This is a genomic window from Arcicella aurantiaca, from assembly GCF_003148625.1.
Taxonomy (GTDB): Bacteria; Bacteroidota; Bacteroidia; order Cytophagales; family Spirosomataceae; genus Arcicella; species Arcicella aurantiaca.
Genome location: NZ_QGGO01000001.1, coordinates 322,853 through 347,068 on the forward strand (window position 1 = coordinate 322,853; position 24,216 = coordinate 347,068).

General features: G+C 34.0%; 18 protein-coding genes. 9 read left to right on the forward strand and 9 right to left on the reverse strand.

Annotated elements, in window-relative coordinates:
* Positions 1-64 precede the first annotated feature (64 nt).
* The 4 genes from LV89_RS01365 to LV89_RS01380 form a co-directional block, all read right to left on the reverse strand.
* Complete coding sequence (locus LV89_RS01365; RefSeq protein ID WP_109741055.1) at positions 65-3,289, reverse strand: SusC/RagA family TonB-linked outer membrane protein; 3,225 nt, start codon at positions 3,287-3,289, stop codon at positions 65-67.
* Between the two features lie 730 nt (positions 3,290-4,019).
* A complete protein-coding gene (locus LV89_RS01370; protein WP_109741056.1) occupies positions 4,020-5,372 on the reverse strand; it encodes a RagB/SusD family nutrient uptake outer membrane protein in 1,353 nt (450 codons plus the stop codon).
* 17 nt (positions 5,373-5,389) lie between these two features.
* Entirely contained in the window at positions 5,390-8,512 is a 3,123-nt protein-coding gene (locus LV89_RS01375) for a SusC/RagA family TonB-linked outer membrane protein (protein ID WP_109741057.1), read from the reverse strand.
* Between the two features lie 215 nt (positions 8,513-8,727).
* A complete protein-coding gene (locus LV89_RS01380) occupies positions 8,728-9,483 on the reverse strand; it encodes a patatin-like phospholipase family protein (protein WP_109741058.1) in 756 nt (251 codons plus the stop codon).
* Positions 9,484-9,588: 105 nt separating this feature from the next.
* Here LV89_RS01380 and LV89_RS01385 point away from each other — a divergent pair, with 105 nt between their 5' ends.
* Positions 9,589-10,434: an MBL fold metallo-hydrolase gene (locus LV89_RS01385; protein WP_109741059.1), complete on the forward strand. Its 846-nt coding sequence runs from the start codon at positions 9,589-9,591 to the stop codon at positions 10,432-10,434.
* Here LV89_RS01385 and LV89_RS01390 read toward each other — a convergent pair.
* Positions 10,431-11,999, reverse strand: a complete 1,569-nt coding sequence (locus LV89_RS01390; RefSeq protein WP_109741060.1) for a DUF5723 family protein — start codon at positions 11,997-11,999, stop codon at positions 10,431-10,433. The two genes, LV89_RS01385 and LV89_RS01390, sit on opposite strands and share 4 nt — an antisense overlap.
* Positions 12,000-12,478: 479 nt before the next feature.
* Between LV89_RS01390 and pfkA the strand changes: the two genes are divergently transcribed.
* Complete coding sequence (gene pfkA, locus LV89_RS01395; RefSeq protein ID WP_109741061.1) at positions 12,479-13,453, forward strand: 6-phosphofructokinase; 975 nt, start codon at positions 12,479-12,481, stop codon at positions 13,451-13,453.
* A 63-nt stretch (positions 13,454-13,516) separates the two neighbouring features.
* On the opposite strand, the gene LV89_RS01400 is transcribed toward pfkA, so the two are convergent.
* Complete coding sequence (locus LV89_RS01400) at positions 13,517-14,299, reverse strand: YdcF family protein (RefSeq protein ID WP_109741062.1); 783 nt, start codon at positions 14,297-14,299, stop codon at positions 13,517-13,519.
* A 153-nt stretch (positions 14,300-14,452) separates the two neighbouring features.
* On the opposite strand from LV89_RS01400, the gene LV89_RS01405 reads away from it, so the two are divergent.
* Positions 14,453-15,913: a DUF4369 domain-containing protein gene (locus tag LV89_RS01405; protein WP_109741063.1), complete on the forward strand. Its 1,461-nt coding sequence runs from the start codon at positions 14,453-14,455 to the stop codon at positions 15,911-15,913.
* A gap of 25 nt (positions 15,914-15,938) precedes the next feature.
* A complete protein-coding gene (locus LV89_RS01410; RefSeq protein WP_109741064.1) occupies positions 15,939-17,300 on the forward strand; it encodes a TlpA family protein disulfide reductase in 1,362 nt (453 codons plus the stop codon).
* 22 nt (positions 17,301-17,322) lie between these two features.
* On the opposite strand, the gene LV89_RS01415 is transcribed toward LV89_RS01410, so the two are convergent.
* The 3 genes from LV89_RS01415 to LV89_RS01425 form a co-directional block, all read right to left on the reverse strand.
* A complete protein-coding gene (locus LV89_RS01415) occupies positions 17,323-17,697 on the reverse strand; it encodes a four helix bundle protein (protein WP_109741065.1) in 375 nt (124 codons plus the stop codon).
* 73 nt (positions 17,698-17,770) lie between these two features.
* The gene (locus LV89_RS01420) at positions 17,771-18,670 is read right to left on the reverse strand and encodes a DUF58 domain-containing protein (protein ID WP_109741066.1); all 900 of its coding nucleotides are present in this window, start codon (positions 18,668-18,670) and stop codon (positions 17,771-17,773) included.
* Positions 18,671-18,981: 311 nt separating this feature from the next.
* Positions 18,982-19,590: a septal ring lytic transglycosylase RlpA family protein gene (locus tag LV89_RS01425; RefSeq protein WP_229201454.1), complete on the reverse strand. Its 609-nt coding sequence runs from the start codon at positions 19,588-19,590 to the stop codon at positions 18,982-18,984.
* A gap of 312 nt (positions 19,591-19,902) precedes the next feature.
* On the opposite strand from LV89_RS01425, the gene mltG reads away from it, so the two are divergent.
* The 5 genes from mltG to LV89_RS01450 all read left to right on the forward strand — a co-directional run bounded on the left by mltG (position 19,903) and on the right by LV89_RS01450 (position 24,214).
* Positions 19,903-20,943, forward strand: coding sequence for an endolytic transglycosylase MltG (gene mltG / locus LV89_RS01430; RefSeq protein WP_109741068.1), 1,041 nt, complete (start codon positions 19,903-19,905; stop codon positions 20,941-20,943).
* A 105-nt stretch (positions 20,944-21,048) separates the two neighbouring features.
* Positions 21,049-21,465, forward strand: coding sequence for an acyl-CoA thioesterase (locus LV89_RS01435; RefSeq protein ID WP_109741069.1), 417 nt, complete (start codon positions 21,049-21,051; stop codon positions 21,463-21,465).
* A 49-nt stretch (positions 21,466-21,514) separates the two neighbouring features.
* On the forward strand, positions 21,515-22,429 hold the full coding sequence (locus LV89_RS01440; protein WP_109741070.1) for a YihY/virulence factor BrkB family protein: 915 nt from the start codon (positions 21,515-21,517) through the stop codon (positions 22,427-22,429).
* 184 nt (positions 22,430-22,613) lie between these two features.
* Positions 22,614-23,588 carry a glycosyltransferase gene (locus tag LV89_RS01445; protein WP_109741071.1) on the forward strand — a complete coding sequence of 325 codons (975 nt, stop codon included), beginning with the start codon at positions 22,614-22,616 and terminating at the stop codon, positions 23,586-23,588.
* A gap of 11 nt (positions 23,589-23,599) precedes the next feature.
* The gene (locus LV89_RS01450) at positions 23,600-24,214 is read left to right on the forward strand and encodes an L-threonylcarbamoyladenylate synthase (protein WP_109741072.1); all 615 of its coding nucleotides are present in this window, start codon (positions 23,600-23,602) and stop codon (positions 24,212-24,214) included.
* Positions 24,215-24,216 lie beyond the last annotated feature (2 nt).

Below are 24,216 nucleotides of genomic sequence, written 5' to 3' on the forward strand. Positions count from 1 at the left end.
ATTCGTTATCAAGAAATATTATCCTCAATAACTTTAGTTTACATCTTTACTTAATTCTTGAATATTAGAAACCAAAATTAAGTCCCACTTGGTAAGAGCGTAAGTTAGGCATAGTATTGTGGTCTGTACCTCTATCCCATGCAGAGTTGTTTGTTCCTGAACTTACTTCTGGGTCAAAACCTGTATATTTTGTGAATGTCAACAAGTTGCGTCCTGAAAGTACCAATTGTAATTTCTTGAATGCTTTAATGTTAAACGCTTTTGCCAAATCAATCCCAATTGAAATATTTCTTAAACGTACAAATGAAGCATCTTCATAGAAATAATCTTTTGTACCATTTGCTTGACGTTGTGCATAAACACCACGATAGAAGGCAGTCCAAGCACCAGTTTGTCCATTAACAGTAAGTTCTTTTTCGTAATCTGCATGAATACCATCACGATACATCCATTGTTTAGTTTGGTTGTAAATGTGGCTTCCTTGTACCCAGTCAACTTGGAATCCTACGTTAAGATATCCTTTATATGTGAAATCATTGATGAATGACATATTGAAGGCAGGATTCGGGTCACCAAAACTATATCTATCTGCTGTAAAGTATGGTTGTTTGGTAGCTTTGTTTACTACATAACCATTACTTGCTACTTCATACAGAGATTGTTGGTTTTCTGGAATTTCAAGCGTTCCGTTTGGTTTTTTCCAATTTAAGTCTGTCAAATATTTGAAACCATATAACTGCCCAATTTTCTCTCCTGCTTTCAATACATAGTTTGTACTACCAGCACTTGAAATAATCACGATTTCACCATTACCAGAAACAGAAGTAATTTCAGATGTTTGCTTGCTAAAGTTGATAGTTGTGTTCCAAGTAAAATCTTTACCCTTCAATGCCATTGCACTAATTTGTGCTTGAATACCGTTTGAACCAATCCCAAAAGCGTTTGTTTTAACTGTTCCAGCACCTGTTGATGGAGCAGCATCTACGTTCCAGATTGCACCTTCTGTATTACGTTTCCAATAAGTTGCTGATAAACGGATGTCATTTAATACATTTACATTTTTCGATAAATTCAAAGATAAATCTGTACCGATTTCTAATTCTTTAGAAACCTCAACATTCAAGTCTGGATTTGCTTGTGCTGTTGGGAAAAGGAATGCACCAGTACTACCGATATTTCTTGTTCCTAAAGTTACATAACGGTCAAATGGTCTTGGTTGAATACCTGCCTCACCATAAGCTGCTCTTAGTTTGAATTCGCTTAAAGTATTAGCAATGGCACTGCTTTTCCAAAAATCTAATGAAGAAAGTCTTACATAAGCATCTCCACGTGGGAATGTGAATGGTTTTGAACCACCACCAAAAGCTGATGAGTAGTCACTTCTGAAACCTCCTGAAACTCCTGCAATTTCACCATATTCGATTCTTTGGTTAACTACATACCCATACGTAAGAAATGGCTCTGTATATGTACCTTGTGGAGCTCCTGTTGTTCCTGAGAAACTCAAAGGACGTACAAATGAACTTGTACCTTGTGCAGGTGTGTACGGTGTATAGGTTGGTAAGCCTAAAACGTAAGTTACATATTGGTCATTTGTTTGTTTACGCCAGTCAAATGCTAATTGCGTTGATGTAGTGATTGGAAGACTTAAATTAAAGTCTTTCATGAAATCAGTACGGATTGTTGCAGTCGCTAAAAAGTTTTGAGCGTTTTTAGTGATACCAAAATTGTCGATTTCTCCTTTTTTATCAGAACCATAATTCGATAAGTAATAATTAGATGGCAAAGCTGCAATATTCGGGTTTGTAGTTTGGTTTGCATAAGTATAAATATCTTCATCACGTTGATAGTTGATACCATATTTTGCATCTAACTCTACAAACTTATTCAATTCATAATTCAAGTTTAAGTTTTGAATAACGTCAACTTTATTTCCATTATGATTTAAATATTGCTGATAGAATTTAGGGTTAAATCCGTTTACGCCTGCTGCATCTCCTACATAAGCTGCATAATCTCCATTTGTTAATGTTTGTTCGTAGTTTGCGAATGGACGAGTGTTATTGATAGAGTACAAAATATTTCTGTCGTTAGACTTGATAGTATTTTTTGTATAAACCAATTGCGTAATTGAACGGAATTTCAATTTTGGAGCAATTTCCGCACCAATATTGGCTGTAAGGTTAGTTCTTTTAAAATCACCATTATCAGTTACGTTACTTCCTTGATAGTTATTTGAAAGCGAGAAAGCAAAGTCAAATTTCTCTTTACCTCCTGATATAGAAATACTATTATTTACTGTACTTGCTGGAACGAAGAAGAAATTGTAATGGTCATAATATTTCAAGTTTGCATTGTAAGCTTTACTTGTTGTACTATTCACATCTAATGGATTATAAATAACGTTACCATTATACAAACCTGTCACTGGGTCTTGTGCTAAAATAGGATTTCCAGCACCTGCACTCAAAACATTATTGTTGGCATCAGTACCAAAAGCGTGCAATTGAGCTTTTCTAACACCACCAATGTTTAAGTATGAGTTTTGAGAAACGCTTGAAGAGAAGTCAATATTCAATTGTCCATTTTTTCCTTTTTTAGTAAATAACTGAATTACACCGTTAGCACCTTGAGCACCATAAATAGTAGCCGATGCAGCACCTTGCACAACCTCAATTCTGTCAATTACACTTAAATCAATTGAGTTTAAATCAGTTGAAGCTACTTGGATACCGTCAATCATAATCATTGGAGTTGTTCCACGGTTGATTGTATTGATACCTCGAAGTACAATGTTTGTAGCAGCACCTGGAGTACCATTACTACTTGTGATTTGAGCTCCCGCAATTTTACCAACTAAAGCTTGGTCAATAGATGCGGTTGGTGCTTGTGGAAGACTTTTCGATGAAATTGATTCTACCGCAAATGCTAATTTTGCTTTATTAGTAGCAACACCAACTCCTGTTACTACAATTTCAGAAAGTTGTCTGATATCAGTACCCATTTTTACATTTACGACCGATTGACTACCAACAGAAACTTCTTCTGAAGTCATTCCGATAAATGAGAATTGGAGTTTAGCATCACCATTTGGAACAGAGATTGAATAATTCCCTGAAGCATCAGTTTGTGAACCTTGGTTTGTGTTTTTCACACGAACGGTTACACCTGGAAGACCTGAGCCATCCTCGGCTGAGGTTACTTTACCGCTTACTTTTCTATCTTGTGAGAATACATTCACACAAAAAGTAAGAGCAATAAGTAAAGTCATGAGTAAGTGTTTCTTCATGTACTATTGTTTAATTATGGTTAAAAATTTGTTTAATGAAATAAATATTAAATAATTGTAAAAATATGATTTTTCAGTTAAACAAACAAAGGAAATACTTGAAACTTATTTTAATATGTCTTGAAAAAAAGCCTTTTTATAGGTTAAAATGATGATTTTGTAGAATATAATTTTGTCTTCGTTTGAAAGTGCCATTTTTTTTGCTTCAAAATTATCTTATGTATAGGTAGAAAATACCAAATATTATACTCCATTTTTACTGTTATTAAGATACTTTTAGAATATTCTTTTAAAAAAGAAATGACTCGGAGATATTTTTTTTATCGTAATGGATACTTTTGAAAAATCTTTAATATTACATTTTGAAAAAATTGTATTATTCTCATAGTTAGTGTACGAATATTCTGCTGGACTAATATTTAATTGCATTTATCACTTATTTTATCATGTATGGTATAAATACTTAGGGCTGAATAATTTTTGCATAAAAAAAGGACGAATCATTATTGACTCGCCCTTTTTTTTAATGAACCTGTATAAACTTTCTGTTTTGAGAAGAAATTTGAATCATTCTGAACCTGTTATTTCAATATTTAAAGCCTCAGTGGAACTGCATAGCAGCGGAAGGGGGATGCCCAATCTTGAGAAAATATTGGATTAGCAGATTAAAAATGAACGGGTTTATACCGAAACAGAAAGTTTAAACAGGTTCAATATTTAAAATTTACTATTAATAACCGTCATTTTGCTTCAATTCTTTATTCGTATCTATCTCACGTTGTGGAATTGGAAGAATTAATGCTCGGTCATTAAATAACTTTGTACCAACACTCCTTTTAGTACGCTTTAAATCAAAAAGCTGTAATCCTTCAAATGCTAATTCCAATTTTCTTTCCTTTAAAATATTGTCCAAAGTCAATACATTGGATACTTTTGCACCAGCACGTGTTCTCAGTAGGTTAATGTCTGAAACTGGATTTGCTCCTATGGTAGTTCCTAATCTGAAATTGGCTTCTGCACGTGTAAGATACATTTCGGCTAAACGTACCACTGGAACATCGCCATATCTATCAGCAAATTTTAACGAAAATGTATTTCTACTGACTACTTCAAAAAACTTTCCTCGGACATCGTCAGGTTCATACAAGGCTAAATGTTTTGCCTGAACCCTAATATCTCCACGTCCTTGATTGGATGATGAAGCAAAAAATGTATTCATATCATTAATACCATCTTGGTCAGTTACAATGATTTTGAAAATATTTTCAGATTGTCCTGCTTCGTCAGAAAAAACACCTTCAAAAGTTGAAGCCAATGAATGAGCATTAGAAGTGATGACTTTGTTGGCGGCATCACGTGCTGCGGCATAATTTCCCTGCATTAGATACACACGTGATAAAATTGCAGTTACGGCATTTCTTGTAGCAAATCCTGTATTAGAACCTGCCTGAGTTGCTGGTAAAAGAGCCTCAGCCTTAATCAAATCATCTAATATCTGTGTATATACCTGAGCAACAGTAGCACGAGGTTTATTGTCATCTGTAGTTACCACACGAGTAGGCGTTAGGATTAACGGCACTCCCAAATTGGTATTATTGTCTCCATCTCCCCATGTTTTGGCAAAATGTTGTACTAATTCAAAATAAACTAATCCCCGAATAAAGCGAGATTCACCTTCTACACTTTTTTTATCGTTATTATCAACCTTATCTAATGAAGCAAGAACATTATTTACTCGATTAATAGCGACGTATGAGTCTCTCCAAGTATCCGAATTAACTGTATTAGAGGTAGTGATGGATTTACGCCAGATTTCGTCAAGGGTACTAAATGTCCCTCCAAAACGAACTTCTGCATCATCGCCAAGTAGTTCATTGATATATGAATATCCTCCTCCCATAACATTACTATCACTAATACCGTCATAAGCACCAGTAAGTGTAATTTTAACATCTTGTGATGTTGCCAAAGCTTTTGTTTCATCAATACTCACTTTGGGCTCAATATCAAGTTGTTTGTCGCAAGCGGTCAATGATATTATAATTGTACCTATTGCGAATATATTTTTTGTATATTTTTTCATTTTCCAAAAATTTTAATTTAAAAACCAAGATTTAGTCCAAAGGTAATAGTGCGTGCTTGTGGAGCTGTATAAAAATCATATCCTTGGGCTATGTTTGTTACTACATCATCTGCATTAACTTCTGGGTCCCATCCTGCGTAATTAGTAAATGTAGCCAAATTTTGTCCTGTTAAATACACTCTTAAACTACTGATTTTAGCTTTGTTGATAATAGATTTTGGTAAATTGTAAGCAAGTGTAATATTACGCAAACGAACATAAGAGCCATCTAAAATGAATCTACTTGAAGGCTGAGCACCATTATTGAAAAATAAACGTGCTTCAGGAACATTTGTATTTGGGTTGTCTTTTGTCCATGCCGCCAACTGGTCAACTGTTTGATTATCCTCAAAACGTCCATTGGCAGAAGAATATCTACCAACTCCGTAAAAATTAAGTTGGTTTCCGAATTGTCCATTAAAAAATACACTTAGTTCTAAGCCTTTATAACTAAACGTATTGGTAATTCCACCTACCCAATCTGGTAGAGGTTTTCCAACCACTACTCTTTGAGCTTGATTGTAAGAATTAGTAGTAGTTCGGTCAAGGCTACCGTCCGCATTTTTTGTATTTTTATACCAAAGTGCATCGCCATTTGCAGGGTCAACTCCTGCATATTCAGCAGTAAAGAATGTTCCTATTGGCTCACCTTCAACGGCACGGCTCATGTTGTTTAAACCTCCCTCAATTATTTGCCCTTGAATATCTGTAATTTTATTCATGTTATAGGCAGCATTAATACGTGTACTCCATTTGAAGTCTCCAACAAGGTTGTCTGTATTTACAACAAACTCAAATCCTTTATTCACTAACTTACCGACGTTTTTCGTAATAGAGGCAAAGCCAGTAGTTGCTGGTACATTTACATTAAGGAGTAGATTAGATGTATTTTTTTGATAATAATCTATTTCTCCACTAATACGGTTATTCAAAAAGCCATAATCAATTCCTATGTCGAATTGGTCTGTGATTTCCCAACTTAAATCTGGATTCGCTAATTGCACAGGACGTTGTCCGGGCGTTGCTCCATAGCCTGCATCTCCAGCAAACAAACCTCGCTGTGGAAAGTTCTGTGTATTAGTACCCGTTCCTGAAAGCCCACCGCCAGTGGTGCTAATTTCAGCATTTCCTGTACGTCCATAACTTGCTCTTAGTTTTAAGAAACTAACTGCTTTATTATTTTTCAAGAAATCTTCTTCTGAAAGTACCCAGCCAGCAGAAGCCGCAGGGAAGAATCCATAGCGATTATTTGCACCAAAACGAGAAGAACCGTCAATTCTCGCACTTAAACCAACTAAATATCTATCAGAAAATTTATAATTTACTCTTGCAAAATATGACAAGAAACTGAAGGCTGTCTCAGAAGATTCTCCGTCAGTTTTACGAGCAGCCGTAAAAATTGTTTGGTAAGCGTCTGAAGGAAAGTCTTGCCCTTCAATAAAATGACGTTTTGTTACAGAATTTTGGTACGACATTCCTAAGGTTGCATCAACAGTATGTTTACCAAATATTTCATTAAATGCGAAGAAATTATTGGTATTCAAATTCTCAATTCCAACGGTTCTGGAACGTCCAATACCTCCTGGTACACCACTATTACGTGCCGTTTTGCTATTAGAATATTGTTCTTCTAATTGATTAAGAACATCTACGCCAAACTCCGAACGAAACAATAAGTTTTTGGTTAGTTTGTATTGCCCAAAAACACTACTAATATTTCTATTGACAGTAGTATTGTAAAATGCGTTTCCAATATTGACTAATGGATTATAGTATGAAGGAATAGAAACATCGCCAGGTGCTGTGCCTACTGGTAGGTTGGTAGTAGGGTCTATTGAAGGAGTCATTGGTGGTAATGCAACCATTTGCATCGGGTTATCAAACTGACGGTCGCCCGATATACGGTTGTTAACACTACGAGACATTGCCACACTAACTCCTAAGTCAAACTTATCACTTAATTTATGAGTCAAATTGATTCTACCTGTCGCTCTGTTCAAGCCATTTCCTACCAAAATTCCTTTTTGAGTAAGATATTGTCCAGAAAGATATAAAGTCGTTTTGTCTGAACCACTGCTAATATTTATATCATACTGACTCATTGGTGCGTCCTGATATGCTAAGTCACCCCAATTAGTTGAAGCCTGAGTACCTGTACCAAAAGTTCCTAAACCTTGTGTTTCATAAAAACTATTCATATAATAGCGATATGAGTCTGGGTCATTTGGGTCTTGATAATCATCAATTCTGTCTGAATTAGCAGCCGCTTGATTGTAAAACTTTACATACTGTTCAGTATTCAGAAATTGTAGTTTTTTGGTAGGCGTACTTGACCCAGTCTGATAACCGAAATTAACTCTGGTTAAGCCCGCTTTTCCTTTTTTAGTTGTAATGATTACGACCCCGTTTGCCCCACGAGAACCATAGATAGCCGAAGCAGAGGCATCTTTCAAAATATCTAATGATTCAATATCTTGTGGGTTTATATCTGCCAGTGGATTCGTTGAACCAAACTGTGCTGATAAATCTGCGGTGGTCATCGGAATACCATCAATCACATATAAGGGCTGTGTATTGGCAGAAATTGAAGATTGACCACGAACATTTATCCTGATTCCTTGTCCTAATTTGCCACTTCCAGCATTAACCAAAACCCCCGCAGCCTTTCCTTGAATAGTTTGGTCAAAACTGGTAACGGGCATATCTGCTATTTCAGAAGATTTAATCTTTGCGATATTACCTGTTAGTTCTCTTTTAATTTGAGTACCATAACCAACCACTACAACTTCACCCAATGAATTCTCGCTTTCTAATAAAGCAACGTTTACCGTGCTTTGCCCACCAATCTCCACTGTTTTTGAAGAAAAACCAACAGAGCGAAATTCAATAGAACCTTTTCCTGTTGGAATGCTTATCGCATAATTACCTGCTGCATCAGTAGATGTTCCTTTACTTGTGCCTTTTAATTGTACACTCACTCCTGGAAGAGGTGAGCCATCTCCTGCTGACACCACTTTCCCTGTAATTCGGCGGTCTTGAGCAATCATACTCAAAGTACAGCCCAAAAACATTATTAAACTGAATAATAAACGTTTGTTCATGAAAATTTGGGTTTTGTTAAAATAATAAAATGTGCTATTGAAAAAGCTAAATTTTTGACTTTTTTTTGCTTTTTCAATAGAATTAGGATTGGGAATTTAACGCAAACGTATGTTTTTTTTGCGAAAAATATCTTTCAAAGTTATATACGGATTCTTGTAATGCCAAAAATAGGATTGCTAAAGTGTATTGATGAGTTTTTCAAATTTAGTTAAATTTATGATACTAATTGACTTGGAAGTTCTAATTCTTTCGCAAATTCATAACCTGCTTTGAAAATTTCTATTGATTTTCTAATGTCGTAAGGGTCAAAAGATTTGAGTGCGGGTGGTTCAATTAGAAAGTTGCACTGAGCCAATCTACTTTTAGAATTATTGTTGATTGCCAAAAATAGAGCTTTTGGAACAATTGTCGCCATAGATTTAGGCGTTTGTTGAATACCGTAAGGATTACAATGACTTCCAATGATATAATCGTATTTTCCTAATAACGGTTCAATTGGCATATTGTTTAAAATGCCACCATCAATCAATGTTACTCCATTATGAATTATTGGTTCAAATAAACCAGGAATACAACACGACGCCATCACAGGTTTTAATAGTTCTCCAGACGAAAAATACACTGTGTCGCCAGCATACAAATCAGTAGCATTTACAGTAAGTGGAATTTTGAGATGTTCGAATGAATTATGAGGAATATACTTTAAATAAACTTCTTCTACTTTTTGCATTCGAACTAAGCCCGACCTACTCCATGCAGGTCGCATAGCTTTTAAGGTATTACTCGAAACAACAATCTCAAAAATATGGTCTGGAGAATAACCCGCCGCAAACATAGTTCCTACAATAGCCCCTGCACTACAACCAGATATGCCAGAAATTTGTATGCTCTTTTCTTGCAACGCCTTCAAAACGCCTAAATGAGCTATTCCTCTTGCTCCGCCTCCTGATAGAACTAAGCCAATTTTCATGTTTATTACTTTATAGATTTGTTGATTACTACCTATTCAATGAAACTTGAATTTTATAGTTTTTTAGGTAATTTACATAAAAAATTAATCTAAAAAATAATTTCAATGATTTTACATTCGATAGATTCTGGCTACTTCAAATTGGATGGTGGAGCAATGTTTGGAGTTGTCCCAAAATCTTTTTGGCAAAAAACGATTCCTGCTGATGAAAATAATCTATGCTCTTGGGCAATGAGATGTTTACTCATTGAAGACGGAAACCAATTGATTTTAGTAGATACAGGAATGGGAGATAAGCAAGATGCTAAATGGCAAGGATATTATTTCAGACATGGCGAAGGGGAGTTGGTCAAATCAATTCGAAATAAAGGATATTCTGAAAATGATGTAACTGATGTGATTTTGAGCCATTTACATTTTGACCATTGCGGAGGTGTGGTAAAATGGAATTCCGACCGTACAAAATTTGAAATGACTTTTCCTAATGCTCGTTATTGGTCACATTCCGAACATTTTGATTCAGCAATAAACCCTAATCCAAGAGAGAAAGCTACTTTTTTCAAAGATAATATTCTGCCAATTCAGGAAGCGAACCAACTGTTTTTTATTGATAAAGTTTCTGAAAATCCTTTTGCCAATATTGAAATTTTAACGGCTGATGGGCATACTGAAAAAATGTTGATGCCTAAGATTTCTTACCAAAATAAAGAAATATTATTCATCGCAGACACCATTCCGTCGCACGCACACATTCCAGTGCCTTATGTGATGGGTTATGATATTCGTCCTTTGCAAACGATGATTGAAAAGAATGATTTGCTTAATCAAGCCGTTGAAAAAGACTGGATTCTTTTCTTTGACCACGACCCATTTTATGATTGTGCAACAATTTCAAAAAACGAGAAGGGATTTGCATTGGCAGAAAAAGGAAATCTGTCAGCATTTATCTAATACTTTCTTTTCTTCCAAAACTTCCAATTTCTACCTTCTTTTTTTTCATAAAAGCAAGCATTGGGTAGGGTTGGAGGTTTGCTGAAAATTGGTACAGATAAACCAAAATATAAGTCTGTTCCTCTTGGGCGGCTAATATTTAAAAAACTGCCTAAATTATCCGTTCCAAAGAATAATGGTCCAAATCTTCCCGCCACGCCAAATGACAAAACACTATAATTATCTAAAAGAGCAAAAGGCATAGCCACTTCAACCCATTTACTTTCCCAACGTGGGGTAATAGACAAAGACGAAGGCATTTTCATGCCAATTGAGTTTGAACCTCTAAGTCCTTGCACCCAAAGACTGTTTACATAGAATTTATCTCTAAGATGATAATCAAAATTAATTTGAAATGCTGTTGGTAAACTTGCCGTGAAATTATTAACACTATTAGCATCGGTTGAGCCAACTTTCTGGTTTATTCTACTAAAAGCATCATCTAAATCTTTTACCTTACTTACATCATTTGAATTAAAGTCAGTATTATTAATATCTACATTCCAGTTTCTTATATAGCTCGGGTTGTTATAGTTGATGCCACCAATATCCAAAATTGAAATCCCGATTTTGTACTCATATTTATTTTTGCTTGCATCCCATTTTCTTATCCCTTTTTCACGATAGGAGAATTTCCGAGTATCGGGGCGATATTCATAGACAATGCCTAAATCAACACCCCAACCACTTCCCGCAGATTGATTCCCAAATCCCCAAGCAAATGAAGGGCTTGCATTGGAGTAAGCTCCTTGTAAGGTATGTCCGTAATTAGCTTTGAGATGATTAATCCTGAGAATTTGCTTTTTGGGTTCACTTGGGTCATCAATAATACTATAATCAGCCTCCTCAATATTAATGTGAGCATTATAGATACCTACAACCCTTTTGAGGGTAATTCCTACTTTTACAAAATCTTCATCATCGTCTTGTAAAATTCTACTATAACTTAAACCTAATTCGGCATAACTATTAACATTGAGGGTACTTTCGGCTAATTTGAAATTTTGTTTTTTTAATAACAAAGTATCAGTCCCCAAACGAATCAAATTGGATAAACTCAATGATGCTCCTGAAAAATTAGTGGCAGTTTTAATGCGTGTTAATAGTCCAACGGCACTTTTCTGATTAATTGTGTATAAAAAAGAAGGACCCCTAAAGTCATCTAAAATATTGGCATGATAGGTGTCACTGTTTTCATTGATGTCATAATAAGTATTTTTGAAAACAATTACATTTCTCGAATTTCGGTATTCTTGTGCTGCCGTGTTAGTAAGGAGTTGTAAAATAGAATAAGGAGCATTCCAACCGACGTAGTTATTAGAAATGAAAATATCATTGGCAACTAAATTTACATATAATTTATATCTTGAATCTGAGAGATTGGCAGGATTATTATACACAGCATTAGTACCCGCATAATTACTTCCAGAAATTCCGAGCCATTGTTGAGCAAAAAGTTTTTCTGAATTAGAAATTATGAGAAAAAGAAAGAAAATAAACGGTGTTTTAAATTTTGTTGTAATCACTTGAAATTTTCTGAAAATGATGATTTAGAATAAAGGCACAAAAATTAAGCCTATAAATATTTGATAGATAGAGGTTTACCAATTTTTCAGTTTAGATAACAGATAATAAATCACAAAGATAATCTTAATACGAATTACATTAGTTGCTTATTATCCATTGAAAAAAATATATAAATGGCAATAAATTTATTTGATTATATTTTTTATTGAAAAAATTATATTATTTTAAAATCATTTATTTTAACTATAATTTTTTATTAAATTCATTAGAAACATCATTTTAAAACAATAAATTTGCAACTTGCTTAAACCAATTATGCAAAAGTTTGAAAACCAAAATATAATTGGTAATTAGCGAAAATATGATTTGATTATTCCAAATAAAGGTATAATTAAAGAATAAAATTTGGTATTAAACAATATTTATAAATATCCCTAATATTTGTTTTTGGCTCGTTGAGTCAGAGACTTTGAACAGTATGAAAAGAATTGCAGTATTTACTTCAGGCGGAGATGCACCGGGTATGAACGCCGCCATCAGAGCTGTTGTAAGAGGTGGACTTCATCATGGAGTCGAGATTTTTGGAATTATAAGAGGTTATAACGGCATGATTAAAGGTGACATTATTCCCTTAAATTCACAGTCGGTAAGTAATATCATTCAGAGAGGAGGGACTATCCTTAAATCTGCTCGTAGTAAGGAGTTTATGACTCCCGAAGGACGAAAAAAAGGATATGACCAACTAAAATCTCATGGAATTGAGGGTTTAGTCGCTATTGGTGGTAACGGTACTTTTACAGGTGCTGAGATTTTCTTTAACGAATTTCAAATACCAACAGTAGGAGCTCCAGGTACGATTGATAACGACCTTTTTGGAACAGATTATACCATTGGTTATGACACCGCTGTAAATACAGCTTTGGATGCCATTGATAAAATTAGAGATACGGCGGACTCGCACGATAGAATTTTCTTTATCGAAGTAATGGGTCGTGATTCTGGATATATTGCCGTTCAATCAGGGATTTCTGGTGGAGCTGAATCAATCTTAATTCCAGAAGAAAGACAAACTATCGAAGACGTTGTTGGAACATTAAAAGCAGGTTTCGAGAAAAAGAAATCATCTTCAATTGTTGTGGTTGCTGAGGGTGACGAAGAAGGACACGCTGCTATTATTGCAGAAAGAATTAAAAGTACAATTGATGTTCCTGTTGATATTCGTGTAACAAACTTAGGGCATATCCAAAGAGGTGGTCGTCCGAGTGCGTATGACAGAATTTTAGCAAGCCGTTTAGGTTTAGGAGCATTAGAAGGGCTTTTGGCTGGTCATAAAAACGAAATGGCAGGTATTGTAAATGATAAATTGGTTTACACGCCTTTCCACGATACAATTACGAAAAAGAAAGAAATTAACTCAGATTTATTGAGACTTTCTGGTATTTTGAGTAAATAATAGAAGTGACACAGACTTTGGTGAGAATAAAGATTTTCTCAACTAAAGTCTGTGTTATTTCTATTAACAATATCCTAAAATTTTATAAATGGCATAACCTGTTAATTCGTGAATAAGGGTGTAACTGTCATAAAGGTTTGATTCTCTTGGGATTAGTAAATTATCTAATGTCCAACTTCTTACTTTAGCTTTGTAAGCTGTTGGAAATAAAGTAACGCTTAATCCTGCTTTTGAAAAACAACCTTCTGCTCTTCTAATGTGAAAAGCGGAGGTGAAAAGAATATATTTACTACCAAGTTTTTGATTTTTATTTAAAATCTCAGCGGTAAAAAGTCCATTTTCACGAGTATTTCTGGCTCTTCTTTCCAAAATTATATCCTCTTTTTTTACGCCTAATTCTTCAAGAAGTTGAGCAACTTTCAATGTTTCGTCTGAAACATCTTCGTGCATTACCACTAAATCAGTATTTCCTCCAGAAATCAATATTTTCTTCAATTTTCCCATTTTATATAATCTCAAAGGCTGAATAAAACGGTCAGCAGTTTTGTCTGTCAGTATTTGGCTTTCTGTGGCTAATTTATTGGTAATCATTCCACCAGTTAAAATAATACCCACGTCGTAAGTTGTAGTAATTGAACTTGGAGAAGTTGGAGGAACTTCCCACCAAAGAAGCACTTCGTTAGATAAAAAACCATTGCTAAAGAATAAAATTAGCCCTAAACAGATTTGTACGCTTCGTTTTTTGTGTTTAGGATTCTTGCAAAATAGGGCAAAAAGTAAACAAATCGTTATTAACGACAAAGGCATCAGAATATAAAAAAGCACTTTTGAAAGAAAATAAAACATATTAAAATTTGTATTTGGGGTTTGATTTCCAGTTATGGTCTTGTTCCCTTAACTTTGGTACATATTTTGGTTTATTAATACATAAAAGTAGGATAATTTCGTTGAAGAAAATTATCAGCCATCACCCTTATTTCCTGAAATATTTATAACAACATGAAAATTTTAGTTAAAATTTTATCAATTTCACTCCTTGTCATTTTTACGAATGTCGTTTTTGGACAAACAAAAGAAGGTTTTTCTATCAAAGGGAAAGTCAGAGGTATAAAAGATACTACTGTATTTTTAGCCCATTATTTTGGGTATAACCAACAAGTTATAAAAGACACTGCACAGGTTGATTCTCAGGGGAATTTTCATTTTGTAGGAGAGAAAACCTTACCAGAAGGACTTTATTTAATTTCCCTTCCAAAAGGCAAATACATGGATATTGTTGTGGGAAATCAAGCGTTTTCTTTTGAGACCGATACCACTAATTTGATTACGAAAATGAAGGTTACGGGGTCTAAAGAAAATGAACTTTTCTTTAAATTTCAGCAAGATATGGCGTCAAAATTTGATGAAATGAAAGTTTTGGAGATGGAACGCAAAATGAATAATTCGATGTTGGCGGCTGGGAAAATAAAACGATTACAAGCAGAAGTGACTCAGTTTCAGAAAGATTGGCTGAAAACTACTGAGGGTACTTTTGTGAATAAATTAATAAAGGCTTCGCAAGAACCCGAAATCCCACCTTTGGGAAAACCAATGCTTACCAAAGCAGATACAACGGCGTATTATCAATATCAATTTAATTATTACAAAAAACATTTTTGGGATAATGTTGATTTGACAGACGACCGTCTTATTCGTACTCCATTTTTACAGAAAAAAATTGAAAGATATTTTGATGATTTAACCGCTCAAACTTCTGACTCGATTGCCAAAGAATCGGATGTGGTTTTAGCACGTGCCAAAGGTAGAGATGTGCGTAGATATGTAATTTACAAAATTGCAAGCACTTATGAGAATCCTAAAATATTGGGAACAGATGGTGCTTTTGTACATATTGCAGAGAAGTATTACATAGGAGAACCTGCTTTATGGGATACTTCTACGGTAAGAAAAATGAAAGAAAGAATCACTGTTTTAAAACCTCTTTTGATTGGAAAAACATTGCCAGATATGTATTTGACGGATACTTTAGGAAAAGAAATTGTCATTCCAAAACTTGATGCTTCTTACACCATTTTGTTTATCTATGACCCAGATTGCGGACATTGCCGTGAGTCAGCCCCAAAATTGGCTAAAGCATATCAAGGTTTGAAAGCCAAAAATGTAAAAGTTATTGCTGCTTCGATTGATAGAACTCCTACAAAATGGAAGAAATTTATTCAAGAATTTAAACTTCAAGAGCTTATTCACGGAATAGATATTCATAAAAACCAACAAACAGGTAAAGAAGAATATTATACAGACTTTAAAAATAGCTTTGATGTATATGCAACACCAGTTGTTTATGTGTTGGATAAAGATAAAAAAATCATTGCAAAACGCCTTCCTGTTGAGCAATTAGAAGATTTTATTGATTTTCACCGTAAGCAAACACTGCGTGAAAGCGTGAAGACTGGCAAATAGATTTGTCGAAAAATTACCCATAAAAATGTTTAAAAAAGTATTAATTACCCTAATTTGTTCGGTTATTTCATTTTTGACTTTTTCTCAAGGTTATAAAATTGAAGGTAGAATTCGTGGATTAAAAGACTCAACTTGTTACTTGACGTATTATTTTGAAAACCAAAATTTTGTGCAAGATTCAACCGTGGTGAGTTCGGATGGTACAATTTCTTTTAGAGGTGAAAAACCTTTGAAAGGTGGTATGTACAATATTATGATTGGGCATTGGCAGAGCTTTGATATTTTAATTTCAGAGCAAAAGTTCTTTTTTGAAGCCAATGCCAATGATATTTTCAATACGATAAAATTTACCAATTCTCGTGAAAATGATTTGTTTTATAGCTACCAGCAAAAGACTTTTAAGGATGCGAAGAAAATTGAAGAACTGACTAAAAAAGGAGATGCCAATTCAACCAATGAGTTGTATGCTTTGCAGGTAGAGTCGGCTTTGTACAAGAAGAAGTTTATTAAGGCTTTTGAAGGAACTTTTGCTTCCAATATTATCAAGTCAAATTTGGCATTGGATATTCCTCCAGCTCCCAAATTGGCAAATGGCACGGAAGATTCTCTTTGGGGGAATAAGTTTTTTGTTGAACATTTCTTTGATAATATTAATCTTGCGGATGACCGTTTGGTACAAACACCTTTTTTGTACCAGCCCGTTAAGTATTATTTTGACCAATTGGATTTTTTACCCAACGATTCATTGATTGTTTTGACAGATAAGTTTTTGAGTAAGTCTCGAAAAACGTCTCCCATGCGTAAGTATTTGGTAAGTAAATTAGCTAATCATTTTGAGACAAGTAAAGTATTGGGAAGAGACGCCATTTTTGTTCATATTTTACAAAAATATTACCTCAATGACCCTTTGCTTTGGGATAGCTCAACGGTAAGATTAGTAAAAGAAAGAGTGCGGTATTTAAAACCTTTGTTGATTGGAAGTAAGATTCCGAACTTGAAAGCCACAGACGTAAATAACAAAGAACAAGCTCTTTATGATGTAAAATCTGCTTTTACGATTTTGTATATCTATGCGGCTGATTGTGGTCATTGCAAAAACTTTACGCCACAATTAGTGAAATTTATTCAAGATAATAAGCAAAAAAATATTACCGTTTTTGCTCCAATTTTTGGAAATAACGTAGATACTTGGAAGGAATTTATCAAAGAATATAGCTCCGAATCTTTTATAAATGTGATGGATAAGATGGGTAAAATTAACTTGTATCAAGAGTTTGATGCTCAATTTACCCCAACGATTTACATTTTGGATAAAGACAAAAAGATTATTGGTAAAGGAAATATGAATATCGAAACGATGAAGGAAATAATAGTAGGCAGTTTGTAGTGGGCAGTTTGGGGAGATTAAATTATTTTGATTTTGCAGTAAATTTTTCTGGATTATGAATCATAAAGTAAATTAATTTCCCAACTTCCTCGCTTTTTTCAATAAGGTCTTCATATTTCGTCCTTTCAATATATTTGCATGATAATGAAAAGTCGAGCCAAACTTGTGTTTCCGTATTTTCCATGTCTGAATCGGTCAATTTACTAATAAAATGGGCTTGATAACGTCGCTTTCTGTATGCTTCACCGATACAAGCACAAACTGACCGAGATGAACGCCTAATTTGGTCTGTTAAAGAATATCTTTCTTCCTTTGGAAAACCATTCGTAATCTTAAAAATTTCCATAGCCAGCATAAATGCTTTTTGATAAGCTAATAAAGTCCTAAAATCGTTCATAAAGTTTTAGAATTTGTGATTAATATTTGGGAGATAGAACTGCTCACTGCCTACTACAAACTGCCTACTAAAGCTATTTCATTTTCCCACGCTTCACCAAATAAGCTGATAAAATTTGTTCAAAACCTTCTTCAATATCAGCTTCAATAAAATCAATTTTATACTGTCCGCAACGAAGTTTTAATTCATGATAAAACTGTTGTAAAGTTTTTCTGTAATCTAATTTCACCTGAGAAGGATTCAACTTTATTCTCTCATTTGTCTCCAAATCAATAAATTCATAAGGACGGTCGTCAAACTCAAAATCAGATTCTGTTTTTTTATCTGTTACATGGAAAATCAATACTTCATGCAAATTATGTTTCAAATGTTGCATTGACGAAAATAGACGTTCTGCTTCGTTGATATTATCGAACATATCACTGAAAATAATCACTAATGAGCGTTTATGGATTTTCTCTGCAATTTGATGAATTACGTCAGCAACAGCCGTTTTTTTGTTTGTAGAAGGACGTTGAAGCAGATTTTCTAAATCTAAAAAAATCTTATGCACGTGCGAAGGCGTAGATTTTACAGGCGTTTGAATTTCAATTTCCGAAGAAAAAGTAGTCAAACTAATCGCATCTTTTTGCTTTTGAAGCATATAAGCCAAAGCCGCTGCCGCCATGGTTGAGAACGTAATTTTTCCGTTGGTTTTCTCAGGATAATACATCGATGACGACGTATCAATAATCAAATGACAACGTAAATTGGTTTCTTCTTCATAACGTTTCGTGTAAATTCTGTCGGTTTTTGCAAAAACTTTCCAGTCGATATGACGTGTACTTTCACCTGTATTGTAGAGGCGATGTTCTGCAAATTCAACCGAAAAACCATGAAAAGGTGATTTATGAAGTCCTGTAATGAATCCTTCAACCATTTGTTTGGCAAGAAATTCTATATTTCCGTATTCTCTAATTTTCGCTAAATCCATTGTCAGTCGGCAGTTTAAAGTAGGCTTTAGGCAATTTCCTAAAACCAATTTTTCAATATTATTACGAAACGAAAGTACGAATATTATGCCATAAGTATAGTGACGATTTAAGAATTACGATTTATGATTGCCATGAATTTGATTCTCAATCATTTATGAAATATCAAAATAACTTTATTTTGTCTTATTACATAATGTTGTTGGGATTAATTAGTTTTAGATTTCGGCATAAAAAAAGTACCAAAGTTTTCACGTTGAAAATTTTGGTACTTGTCAATTATTGGCTTTCGATGGAAATTCTCGAAGTCACTTTATTTCTTTTTTCGGCGACTTTCTAAATATTCCTTCCTCCGTTGTTTTGATAGTTTTCTCAAATATGAACTTACTCGTAAACGGCGATAACGTAATTGTGGATATTTTCTTTTTCTCCAATTCTTTTTGAGACGATAATATCGTTTGTATTTGAGTTTTGTTTTTTGATAAAACTTTGGTTCAAAACGTGGTGTTGCGGTTAAACTCAGTGAATCGAAGGGTTCAAGCATAATGTCTCCGTCAAAACCAACAACCTTTAATCGTACTTTTGTTAATCCTACCTGACTCATTCTCAGCCATTTGGCGGGGTTTTGTGTTAAGTCAATTATACGCCCAGGTTTAAAAGGTCCTCGGTCATTAATTCTAACAATTACAAAACGTTTATTTGCCAAATTAGTAACTTCAACCATCGTCCCGAAGGGCAAAGTCATGTGTGCGGCTGTGTATTGATTTTTTTGGAGAATTTCACCCGTAGAAGTGGGGCGATTATAAAAGTAATCTGCGTAATATGACGAGATACCGTAAGATTCATCGCCTAATTTTTGTGCAAATGTTGTTGTGGAAACAACCGCTAAGACTGTAAGATTTCCCAGAAGTTGCTTAATCATAAATTTTATTGTGGAATTATTGTTATGTCTTTCCTCGCAATATCTTCCCATTGTGGACTGCAAAATTACCTTTTTTCGGTGCGAAATAAAAATTTTTATTTGTAATGTTCAATTTTTAAGAATTTTTAACCCCAAAATTAGCTTGAAACTATATTTAAGGTTAGTGGATTGTGCGTTTAGAATATTTCTATTCAGTGTCGAATATAGGGGTAAATCCATTTTTCAATAGTAATTTTGTGTTCTTAAAATAATAATCAATCAGACGAATCAATTTCAAAACTGCTTTTCCCTAAAACCTTAAAAAATTTAGAAATGCAAAAAAATACTAAACTTCTGCGATACTTTTTTATCACGTTTGCCTTATTTGCAACGATGTTTTCGTATTACATTTGGCAAATTACAAAAACACCAAACTATCAGGTTGATGAGAAAAAAGGCTTCGCTTTGTTGATTCCTAAAGGAGCAAATTTTGAAACAGTTTGGGATTCTTTGAGTAGAAACAAAATCGTTAAAGATGAACTTTCGTTTAAATTTTTAGCCAAATTGCTAAAATATAAAGACAACGTTAGAGAAGGAAGATATGTAATAAAAGCCAATATGGGCAATTATGAACTTATCAAAAAACTTCGTTCGGGTAATCAAGATGCGGTAAAATTGACTTTCAATAATATTCGTTTGAAGAAAGACTTAATCCATAAAATTGGAAATAAGTTTGAGTTCGATTCAACGGCTTTAATCAAGGTTTTGGAAGACACCGCAACGGCACATAAATATGGTTTCAACAACGAAACTTTTATGTGTATGTTTTTGCCAAATACCTATGAAGTTTTTTGGAATACAACGCCTGATAAATTATTGGGAACAATGAAAACTTGGTACGATAAATTCTGGACTGAAGAACGTAAACGCAAAGCCGCTGCCATTGGTTTAGACCCAATTAAAGCCCAAATTATGGCTTCAATCGTGGAAGCAGAAACTAAAAAGGCTGACGAAAAACCACGTGTGGCGGGTGTTTATATGAATCGTTTGAAAACAAATATGCCATTAGGAGCTGACCCAACGGTAATTTTTGCTCACCAAGATTTTACAATCAAACGTGTTACGAAGGCTCAATTACAAATTAATTCTCCTTATAATACTTACAAAGTAATTGGCTTGCCTCCAGGCCCAATCAATTTGCCAGATTTAGCTTCAATTGATGCCGTTTTGAATTATGAAAAACACGATTATATGTATTTCTGTGCGAAAGAAGATTTTTCAGGTTATCATAATTTTGCAGTCACTTATTCCGACCATTTGAACAATGCCAAGATTTACCAAGAAGCATTGAACAAACTAAAAATCATGAAATAGAAATTTGTTAAGGTATGAGTTATGAGATAGCAGTTATGTAACGGTTATAAAAAAAATCATAAGTTCACTCATAATTCATACCTCATAACTTATACCTCCGTTCTAATGTACATTCACAACTATCAATACCGAGTAAGATACGCAGACACCGACCAAATGGGCTATGTTTATTATGGAAATTATGCTCGTTTGTACGAAATTGGTCGGGTAGAGGCATTGAGAAGTTTAGGCTTTAGCTACAAAGCAATGGAAGATTCTGGCGTAATGATGCCTGTATATGAGAATAAATCTCGTTATATTGCCCCTGCACTTTATGACGATTTATTGACAATTAGAACAACTATTAAAACGCTTCCTGCTGCAAGGGTAATTTTTCATTATGAAATCTTTAATAGTTTAGAGAAATTAGTCCATATTGGAGAAACAACCTTAGTTTTCGTGAAAATGGAGAATAACAAGCTCACACTTGCTCCCAAAGAATTATTAGAAAAATTAGAAAGTTATTTTACAGAAAAGAAATAAAGTCTTTTGTAAAATTGATGCTTTTGCCTAATTGATTATATGCTTCTATATGCTTCCAAAATTAAAAAATACCAAACCTGTTCGTTTTGTTCGTTTGTTTTTACAATCGCTTCATTTGCAAGATACCCCCGCAACAGTATATCAAGTATTGGTAGTTTTGATAAAAAAAATTCTGGAATTTGATATAGATGTAAGAGCCGCCGCAGTTGCTTACAACTTCACATTAGCTATATTTCCAACGATAATTTTCTTGTTTTCATTAATTCCGTATGTGCCAGTTGCCCATTTAGACTTACGCATTATTTCATTGTTTGCAGAAGTTATGCCCGAAGGAATCTTCAAAGAAGCTCAAACAACTATTACGGAAATAGTGAGTAAACCCCGTGGAGGAATTCTGTCTTTCGGGTTTATTTTTGCCTTATATGCCTCCACAAGCGGAATGATGGCATTAATGAGAGCATTTAACATGACGAATAAAACAGTAGAACAAAGAGGATTCATCAAAGCAAGATTGATAGCGGTTATGTTAAACTTTTTGTTAACATTCGTTTTAGTGATAGCAATTGTTGTATTAATTGTGGGGAGAATTGCGGTTGATTTTCTATTTGAAGAAGGACTTTTGACACGAGATATTACCTTTTATGCAGCTCAATTTATTACCTATTTTGTGATTTTTGCCGTCTTTTTTACTACTATTTCTGTCATTTATTATATTGCTCCTACTGTTCATAAACGCTGGAAGTTTATCAATGCGGGGTCAATCACGGCATCTATTCTTACCATTCTCATTTCCAATCTATTTTCTTATTATCTATCCAATTTTGCATCATATAATAGATTGTATGGAGCAATCGGAACTTTTATTGCCTTGATGGTTTGGCTTTATTTAATTGCATTAATCCTAATTTTAGGCTTTGAAATCAACGCAAGTATCGACGAAAGTAAGGAAGCAGGAAAACTGTAAAATAGTGGAAGGGTAATTTGGGAAGAAATAAAGCAACAAAAAAAGCCACCCTTCATAAAAGTGTGGCTTTCCAATAACCCTAACCCATAAAAATCAATGAAGACTAAAATGTCTTTCATTTTCTTATGTTAATATTATAACAAACGCTGTGCCAAAAAATATTTTTTTGTTTTAAAAAGTGATTATGAATGAAAAAAAAATAATTGTTACCGTAATTGCTTTATGTTATAATCATGAGAAATATGTTTTAGAATCTTTGCAATCTGTTGTAAATCAGGGTTATGGGAATGTAGAGTTGATTGTGGTAGATGATTTTAGTATTGATAAAAGTCGTGAAAAAATTTTACAATTCGTTGAAAATAATGCTAATACAAGAATCATATTCAACGAAAAAAATATTGGAAATTGCCGTTCTTTTAATCAAGCTCTCAAAATTGCACAAGGAAAATACATTATTGACTTATCAACTGACGATATAATGTTGCCCAATCGGATTAGTGAACAAGTAAAGGTTTTTGAAAAATCTGCAAAAGTTGGTCTTGTCTTTTCAGATTGTGAATATATTGATGAGCAGTCAAGAAAAATTGAGCATTCAACCTTTAATGACTTTAGGAAAAAGAAAAATGAGTTCCCCGTCGGCAATGTTTATGCCCAATTATTAGCCAAAAAACTTTACATCAATCCACCAACGATGATGGTTCGGAAAACCATTTTTGACCAACTTGGGGGCTACGACGAAACTTTGACTTATGAAGATTTTGATTTTTGGCTTCGTGCTTCTCGAATATGTAAATTTGATTACCTTCCCGAAATTTTGATGCAACAAAGAATGTTGAGTGGCTCACATTCTACAAAATTTATTCAAAAGAAGAATTCCCTCACGCCCTCAGTTTTTCGTGTTTGCCAGAAAGCATTTTTATTTAATGAAACCGAAGAAGAAAATCTTGCGTTAATTATTCGACTGAAAAGTTTAATGAGACAATGCTTTTTTACCGAACATTTTGAAGTTGGCAAAGAAGTTTTAAAAATGTTGAAGCAACTTAAAGCAGAAAATTGGGAGATTAAGCTATATACAATTTTAATTTTCAGTAAATTACCTATCAACTTTTTGTACCTCAAGTACAATGCTTTTCGGAAGTACTTATATTTCAGATTATAAACACTTTATCAATGGCAGAATTTATAAAATTATACGAAAAAGGTACTGATATGCGTAAAATCGAACAAATTGTTTCGTGCTTGCGTGATGGAGGAGTAATTATTTACCCCACTGATACCGTTTATGGAATGGGTTGTGATATTCATAATGCCCGTGCCGTAGAAAGAATTTGTCAAATAAAGGGAATCAAACCCAACAAGAATAACTTTTCGTTTATCTGTAACGACCTAAGTCATATTTCAGATTATGCGAAGGTTTCAACAGCCGCTTTTAAATTGATGAAAAGGGTTTTACCGGGTGCTTTTACTTTTGTTTTAGACGGCAATAATCGTGTGCCAAAAGTATTATCTCAAAGCAAGAAAACGGTTGGCGTTAGAATTCCTGATAATGTTATTCCAAGAATCATTGTGCAAGAATTAGGAAACCCGATTATTACCACATCAATTCACGATGATGATGATGTATTGGATTATCCAACTGACCCAGAATTGATTTTTGAGAAATTTCAAAATCTTGTAGATATTGTTATTGATGGTGGATATGGGAAAAATATTCCTTCAACGATTGTAGATGCGACTAACGATGATTTTGATATTATTCGTCAGGGTGGAGGATATTTAGATTAAGT

Bases quoted from the DNA above. Each gene is read 5' to 3' on its own strand.
- LV89_RS01410 (WP_109741064.1), top strand. From the start codon at position 15,939: ATGTTTAAAAAAGTATTAATTACCCTAATTTGTTCGGTTATTTCATTT.
- LV89_RS01385 (WP_109741059.1), top strand. From the start codon at position 9,589: ATGATTTTACATTCGATAGATTCTGGCTACTTCAAATTGGATGGTGGA.
- LV89_RS01405 (WP_109741063.1), top strand. From the start codon at position 14,453: ATGAAAATTTTAGTTAAAATTTTATCAATTTCACTCCTTGTCATTTTT.
- LV89_RS01435 (WP_109741069.1), top strand. From the start codon at position 21,049: ATGTACATTCACAACTATCAATACCGAGTAAGATACGCAGACACCGAC.
- LV89_RS01415 (WP_109741065.1), bottom strand. From the start codon at position 17,697: ATGAACGATTTTAGGACTTTATTAGCTTATCAAAAAGCATTTATGCTG.
- LV89_RS01370 (WP_109741056.1), bottom strand. From the start codon at position 5,372: ATGAAAAAATATACAAAAAATATATTCGCAATAGGTACAATTATAATA.
- LV89_RS01400 (WP_109741062.1), bottom strand. From the start codon at position 14,299: ATGTTTTATTTTCTTTCAAAAGTGCTTTTTTATATTCTGATGCCTTTG.
- LV89_RS01425 (WP_229201454.1), bottom strand. From the start codon at position 19,590: ATGATTAAGCAACTTCTGGGAAATCTTACAGTCTTAGCGGTTGTTTCC.
- LV89_RS01450 (WP_109741072.1), top strand. From the start codon at position 23,600: ATGGCAGAATTTATAAAATTATACGAAAAAGGTACTGATATGCGTAAA.
- mltG (WP_109741068.1), top strand. From the start codon at position 19,903: ATGCAAAAAAATACTAAACTTCTGCGATACTTTTTTATCACGTTTGCC.
- pfkA (WP_109741061.1), top strand. From the start codon at position 12,479: ATGAAAAGAATTGCAGTATTTACTTCAGGCGGAGATGCACCGGGTATG.
- LV89_RS01365 (WP_109741055.1), bottom strand. From the start codon at position 3,289: ATGAAGAAACACTTACTCATGACTTTACTTATTGCTCTTACTTTTTGT.
- LV89_RS01375 (WP_109741057.1), bottom strand. From the start codon at position 8,512: ATGAACAAACGTTTATTATTCAGTTTAATAATGTTTTTGGGCTGTACT.
- LV89_RS01445 (WP_109741071.1), top strand. From the start codon at position 22,614: ATGAATGAAAAAAAAATAATTGTTACCGTAATTGCTTTATGTTATAAT.
- LV89_RS01380 (WP_109741058.1), bottom strand. From the start codon at position 9,483: ATGAAAATTGGCTTAGTTCTATCAGGAGGCGGAGCAAGAGGAATAGCT.
- LV89_RS01440 (WP_109741070.1), top strand. From the start codon at position 21,515: ATGCTTCCAAAATTAAAAAATACCAAACCTGTTCGTTTTGTTCGTTTG.
- LV89_RS01420 (WP_109741066.1), bottom strand. From the start codon at position 18,670: ATGGATTTAGCGAAAATTAGAGAATACGGAAATATAGAATTTCTTGCC.